General features: G+C 61.4%; 5 protein-coding genes. 4 read left to right on the top strand and 1 reads right to left on the bottom strand.

Annotated features, from left to right (window positions below; genetic code table 11):
• Window positions 1–252: 252 nt before the first annotated feature.
• A complete protein-coding gene (locus tag J1C49_RS19835) occupies window positions 253–1,155 on the bottom strand; it encodes a LysR substrate-binding domain-containing protein (protein ID WP_227447578.1) in 903 nt (300 codons plus the stop codon).
• A 243-nt stretch (window positions 1,156–1,398) separates the two neighbouring features.
• Between J1C49_RS19835 and ugpB the strand changes: the two genes are divergently transcribed.
• From ugpB to ugpC, 4 genes are all read left to right on the top strand, one after another.
• The gene (gene ugpB / locus J1C49_RS19830) at window positions 1,399–2,712 is read left to right on the top strand and encodes a sn-glycerol-3-phosphate ABC transporter substrate-binding protein UgpB (protein WP_227447577.1); all 1,314 of its coding nucleotides are present in this window, start codon (window positions 1,399–1,401) and stop codon (window positions 2,710–2,712) included.
• Window positions 2,713–2,909: 197 nt separating this feature from the next.
• Window positions 2,910–3,791, top strand: a complete 882-nt coding sequence (gene ugpA / locus J1C49_RS19825; protein ID WP_227447576.1) for a sn-glycerol-3-phosphate ABC transporter permease UgpA — start codon at window positions 2,910–2,912, stop codon at window positions 3,789–3,791.
• A 126-nt stretch (window positions 3,792–3,917) separates the two neighbouring features.
• Window positions 3,918–4,754 (top strand): sn-glycerol-3-phosphate ABC transporter permease UgpE, encoded by an 837-nt coding sequence (ugpE, locus tag J1C49_RS19820; RefSeq protein ID WP_227447579.1) that lies wholly within the window; start codon window positions 3,918–3,920, stop codon window positions 4,752–4,754.
• The gene (gene ugpC, locus J1C49_RS19815; RefSeq protein WP_227447575.1) at window positions 4,755–5,804 is read left to right on the top strand and encodes a sn-glycerol-3-phosphate ABC transporter ATP-binding protein UgpC; all 1,050 of its coding nucleotides are present in this window, start codon (window positions 4,755–4,757) and stop codon (window positions 5,802–5,804) included.
• Window positions 5,805–6,000: the final 196 nt, after the last annotated feature.

Here is a 6,000-nt window from a genome sequence, read left to right as displayed (position 1 = left end):
CGGTGCCAACGGCTCCCGCATCGCGCATGCGCATGGAATGTGCATGCGTTGTGCATGGATTGTGCATGGCCGTTTCGGTCTCGCCCAACGGCCTCATTCCGCGCCGCAAGAGAGTATCCGCCCGCCGCAATCCCTGCCGCGTCTTTGGGGGCAGCGGTTTCTTGAGTGACCACCGGTTGCGCCGCCTCATCCGCCACGCTCGCCGGTATGTCGCACCACATCTGGTGGCCGCCCGGTCGCACGCCACGCGGTTTAGTCCTGCCGGAACGGTGCTAGGCTCGCAGCAAAGCTCTCTATGAAGTCGAGCGTGATCATCGAGGCCGGTTTCAGGATTGGCCGCACCAGCGAAAGCTGGTGTGGAATGCGGGGCCGGAACGGGCGGCTCTGAAGTCCCCGGCTTGCGTATTGCGCTGCATCGAGCTCAGATATCACGCTCACGCCCAAGCCGCGCAGAACCAGTTCGCAGGCGGCAGTGAATTGGCGGGTTTCAATGCGGCTCGTCAATGCGACACGTTCCGTGAGAAACGCATCCGACAGCGCCTTGAAGAAACCGCTGTCGCGGCGGGTGTGGATGATCGGTTCGCCCGCAAGATCGGAAGGGCCAACGGTTTCGCGGTCCGCAAGCCAGTGGCCTTCCGGGAAGATACAGACCGAGCGGATATCCACGCGCTGGCTGTCGACGGCGGGGTGTCCCTCGAAGCTATCGGTGATCCCGAAATCGTAGTCCTCTCCGATCATCCATTCGAGAATCCGCTCCGGTCGGTCCGGTTCGATTGTCACCGAGACGCCGGGCCGGTGCCGGAGAAAATCGGCCACCACCGAGGGCAGATGCGATGTGGCAAATCCGGGCAGGCAAGCAATGCGGATATGGCCTGCACGTTTTTCGGTGATCGCGCGGCTGGTCTCGCTCAGGCGGGCCATCATGTCGAGGATACGCTGAATATCCGGGAGGAGATAGCGCGCTTCCTGCGAGGGAACCAACCGTCCGTCGCGCCTGTCGAGCAGGGCAAATCCAAGCTCGTCGCCCAGATCCGACAAGAGCCGGCTGACCGCCGGTTGCGTGATGCCAAGCTCGGAGGCGGCGCGGGTCATGGACCCGTGGTCCGCGACAGCCTTGAGCGCTTCGAGCTGGCGCAATCTGAGTGGAGATTTCATCGTGGGAAGATGGGCATGTCATGTTGCGGGGCAAGGGCGGGGTCGGAACGACAGGTGCCGCGCGCGCATCTTATCGCATGATTGGAGCATAACAAGCTGTTATAAAAACGTCATACTAAATACTCTTGAATTATGCGTGGAGCGGTGCCACCCTTGCCTAGAAACGGGGCGTACGGGCATCAGATCACGGCACCCGTTTTGTTTATCACAACAGGCGCATTCATCGCGCCAGGGGAGACTATCGTGACCAAGCTGACACTCGGCGCACTTGCCGCCGCGACAACTGTGCTGACGCCCATCGCGTCCAGCGCACAGACCGAAATCGAATTCTGGCACGCCTTTACCGGGCGCCTCGGCGAGTTGGTGGCCGCACAGGTCGAACAATTCAACGCAAGCCAGTCCGAGTATTCGGTCACCCAGGCTCACAAGGGCAACTATTCCGAGACGTTGAATGCCGGTATCGCGGCTTTCCGCGCCGGTGAGCAGCCCGAAATCCTGATGGTTTTCGAAGTTGGCACGGCAACCATGATGGGCGCGCAGGGTGCAATCAAGCCGGTCTATGAGGTCATGGCCGATGCCGGCGCGGAATTCGATCAAGATGCCTATATCGGTTCGGTGAAAGGGTATTACACCACGCCGGACGGACAGATGCTTTCGCTCCCGTTCAACTCCTCCACACCGGTGCTTTGGGTCAACCGCGACCGCTTCGAGGGCGCGGGCCTTGACCCCGACATGGATCTGTCCACCTGGCAGAATGTCGAAATGGCGCTCGATCAGCTCGCGGAAGCCGGGGAAGAATGCCCGCTTGTCACGGCCTGGCAGAGCTGGATTCATCTCGAGAACTTCTCCGCCTATCATGACGTGCCCTTCGCGTCGCAAGCCAACGGTTTCGGCGGCACCGATACCGAGCTGATGCTCAACGGCGAGGCGCAGGTCGCGCATATCTCGAAGATGGGTGAATGGGCGCAGGAAGGAAAGTTCATCTATACCGGTCGCCGCAACGAAGGCGGTGCGAATTTCCGGTCCGGTGAATGTGCGCTCTTCACGGAAAGCTCGGCGGGTTATGCTGGGATCAAGGCGGAAGCGGAATTCGACTTCGACGTGCGTCCGCTGCCCTACTGGGAAGGTGTGGGCAACGCGCCTCAGAACACCATCATCGGCGGCGCGTCGCTCTGGGTCATGGAGGGCCATTCCGACGAAGAATACAAAGCGGTTGCGGCATTCCTGAACTTCCTCAGCTCCTCTGACGTGCAGGCGCAGTGGCATCAGGACACGGGGTACCTGCCGATCACGACCGAGGCCGGGGAAGCCACGCGCGCGGCAGGCTTCTACGACGAGAACCCCGGCACCGATGTGGCCGTCATCCAGATGACCGCGAAGGAGCCTACGGAGAATTCCAAGGGCCTGCGTTTGGGCAACTTCGACCAGATCCGCGGTATCATCGACGAAGAGCTCGAGGGGGTCTGGGCCGGTGACAAGACCGCCCAGGAAGCGCTCGACAGCGCCAAGGAGCGCGGTGATGCGCTGCTGCGCCGCTTTGAGCAAGCCAGCCGCTAAGCGCCTGGCGTTGCTGTGACCTTGAGGCGGGCTGCGGCCCGCCTCACTCCCGTTTCCAGTGCCGCCGGGCCGTTTGGATGCGGCGAAGCGGCCCCGACGGTCCGCTGCTTCCTTTTTGGCGGGCGGCTTTTCGGGGTCGCGACCGCGAACGGACGCGGTGGATCGAGACCCTTCAGGACCACAAGGCAGAGCATCCGATGGAAAAGCGCGTTACGTTCAAAGGCTGGACCCTACCGATCCTGCTGATTGCACCTCAGGTGCTGATCTCGGCGATTTTCTTTTTCTATCCGGCAGGGCAGGCGGTTTGGCAATCGCTGTTCATCCCGGACCCGTTTGGCCTGTCGATGCAATATGTGGGCCTGGGCAATTTCGAATACCTGTTGAGCGACCCGTTCTACCGCGCGAGCTTTGTGACAACGGCGGTGTTCTCGACCCTGGTGACGTTGTGCTCGATGATCCTGGCGCTGTTTCTGGCGGTGCTGGCGGACCGGTTGATCAAAGGCTCCGGGACTTATCGGACCTTGCTCATCTGGCCCTACGCGGTGGCTCCCGCGGTGGCGGGGGTGCTTTGGTTGTTCATGTTCAACACCCGCGTCGGCGTGGTGTCGTGGTATCTTGGCCAGCTTGGCTATGACTGGAACCATGTTCTCAACGATGCAGAGGCGATGGGACTGGTTGTGGTCGCCTCTTCCTGGGGCCGGATCAGCTACAATTTCCTGTTCTTTTTCGCGGCCCTGCAAGCTGTACCGAAATCGGTGATCGAGGCGGCAGCGATTGACGGGGCGCGGTTCTGGCGGCGGTTCTTCACGATCGTCCTGCCGCTGTTGTCGCCAACCACCTTCTTCCTGCTGGTGGTGAACATCGTCTATGCCTTTTTCGAAACCTTCGGCGTGATCCACACGATCACCTCGGGCGGGCCGCAACAGGCGACGACAATCCTTGTCTACAAGGTCTACTCTGACGGGTTCGTGGGGCAGGATCTCGGGTCGAGCGCGGCACAGTCGGTGATCCTGCTGGTCGTTGTCGGCTTGCTGACGGTTCTGCAGTTCAAGTTCATCGAGAAACGGGTGCATTACTGATGGTTGTTTGCAGGATGCTGATGTGTCGCGCGTGTCGGACATGCGGCGGGGATCGCGTCGCCCATGCCCGCGTCGCCCCCCTCAATCCATTCTCCGGAGGGCGCGCCCATGGCTGAACGGCACGGCATGGTTGAAAAACGCGGGGCCGGTCTGTGGCTCACGCATGTGGGCATGATCATCGGGGTGTTGATCATTTTCTTCCCGATCTGGCTGGCATTTGTTGCCTCCACGGTAACGCAGGCGGACATCATCCGTCCGCCGATGCCGATCTGGCCCGGAGATCAGCTCTGGACGAATTACAAGAATGCTCTGCTCTCGGGTGTGAATGTGCCCGTGGCGACGATGTTGATGAATTCGTTGATCATGGCCGTGGGCATTGCCGTGGGCAAGATCATCATTTCGCTGCTCTCGGCCTTCGCGATTGTCTACTTCAAGTTCCCCGGTCGGCAATTTTTCTTCTGGGCGATCTTCATCACGCTGATGTTGCCGGTCGAGGTGCGGATCGTGCCGACTTTCGAGGTGGTTGCAGGATTTGGGATGCTCAATTCCTACCAGGGCCTGATCCTTCCGCTGATCGCATCGGCCACGGCGACATTCTTGTTCCGGCAGTTTTTCCTGACGATCCCGGATGAGCTGGCCGAAGCCGCGCGCGTCGACGGCGCACGCCCGATGCGGTTTTTCTGGGATATCGTCGTGCCGATGAGCCGCACGAATGTCGCCGCGCTCTTTGTCATCCTCTTCATCTACGGCTGGAACCAGTATCTCTGGCCGCTCCTGATCACCACCGACCCCGAGATGAACACCATCGTCATGGGGATCAAGCAGATGTTCCCCTCCGGCGATGACTTTGCCCATTGGCCCACCATCATGGCGACCTCCATCCTTGCGATGATCCCGCCGGTGATCGTGGTGGTGTCGATGCAGAAGCTCTTTGTCCGCGGCCTTGTCGATAGCGAGAAATAAATGGCGACTGTCACTCTCAAGGATCTCAAGAAATCGTTCGGATCCACCGATGTGATCCACGGTATCAATTGCCACATCGAAGATGGCGAATTCATCGTGATTGTCGGCCCGTCCGGCTGTGGCAAGTCCACGCTACTGCGCATGGTGGCCGGGCTGGAGACGGTCTCCGCAGGAGAGGTGCTGATCGGGGACACGGTCGCCAATGAGCTTGAGCCGATGGACCGCGACATTGCGATGGTGTTCCAAAACTACGCGCTCTATCCGCATATGTCTGTCTCGCAGAACATGGGCTATGGGCTCAAGATCGCGGGTTTGCCAAAAGCCGAGATCGCGGCGAAGGTCCAGGAGGCCGCACGCCTGCTGCAGCTCGAAGCGCTGCTGGATCGCAAGCCGCGCGAGCTGTCGGGCGGGCAGCGTCAGCGGGTGGCCATGGGGCGGGCCATCGTGCGCGAACCGGCCGTTTTTCTTTTTGACGAGCCGCTGTCGAACCTCGATGCGAAGCTGCGGGTGCAGATGCGGCTGGAGATCAAGGAGCTGCAATCCAAGCTCGGGATCACCGCGCTCTACGTGACCCACGATCAGGTCGAGGCGATGACCATGGCGGACCGGATGATCGTAATGAATGGCGGTGTGGCGGAGCAGATCGGCACGCCGCTGGATGTGTACGAGCGCCCGCGCACACTGTTTGCAGCGCAGTTCATCGGCTCACCGGCAATGAACGTGTTCGACGCGGAGATCCGCAACGGCATGGTCTGCCTCGGCGATATCACGCTTTTTGAGACCGCGGCCAAGGACGGCCCGATCAAGCTGGGTATCCGCCCGGAACATGTGACGCCACAGGCGGACGGGCCCCTTCCGTTCGACGTGGCGCTCGCCGAGCCGCTTGGTGCCAACACGCTGCTGCATGGCAGGCTATCTGGCGGAATGCCTTTCACCGCAAGCCTTGCCGGCGTACATACCACGTCTGAACGGCCGCATATGCGGCTGGCGATCACGCCAGGGGCGGCGCATCTCTTCGACGCGCAAAGCGGGCTGCGTCTGGAGGACTGACACGACCGCGCCGACGGTCGCGCGCGCGTTGCCTGGGGGAGGGGGCTGTCTGCCCCCGCTTTGGCAAGCCAAAGCCCCCCGAGGATATTTGAGGCCCAAAGAAACCGCGAAACCGGTCTCGACAGGGTGTCGGTTGCGCAGTGCCGGCCTCGCTGGCGGGCGGACTGTCCGACCGGGGGCGCGGTCCGAGGCGCGC

The sequence above is a fragment of the Cognatishimia sp. F0-27 genome (assembly GCF_020667845.1).
In the GTDB taxonomy this organism is placed as follows: domain Bacteria; phylum Pseudomonadota; class Alphaproteobacteria; order Rhodobacterales; family Rhodobacteraceae; genus JAFMPQ01.
This window is presented reverse-complemented; position numbering and strand designations above follow the sequence as displayed.

Bases quoted from the DNA above. Each gene is read 5' to 3' on its own strand.
- ugpC (WP_227447575.1), top strand. From the start codon at position 4,755: ATGGCGACTGTCACTCTCAAGGATCTCAAGAAATCGTTCGGATCCACC.
- J1C49_RS19835 (WP_227447578.1), bottom strand. From the start codon at position 1,155: ATGAAATCTCCACTCAGATTGCGCCAGCTCGAAGCGCTCAAGGCTGTC.
- ugpE (WP_227447579.1), top strand. From the start codon at position 3,918: ATGGTTGAAAAACGCGGGGCCGGTCTGTGGCTCACGCATGTGGGCATG.
- ugpA (WP_227447576.1), top strand. From the start codon at position 2,910: ATGGAAAAGCGCGTTACGTTCAAAGGCTGGACCCTACCGATCCTGCTG.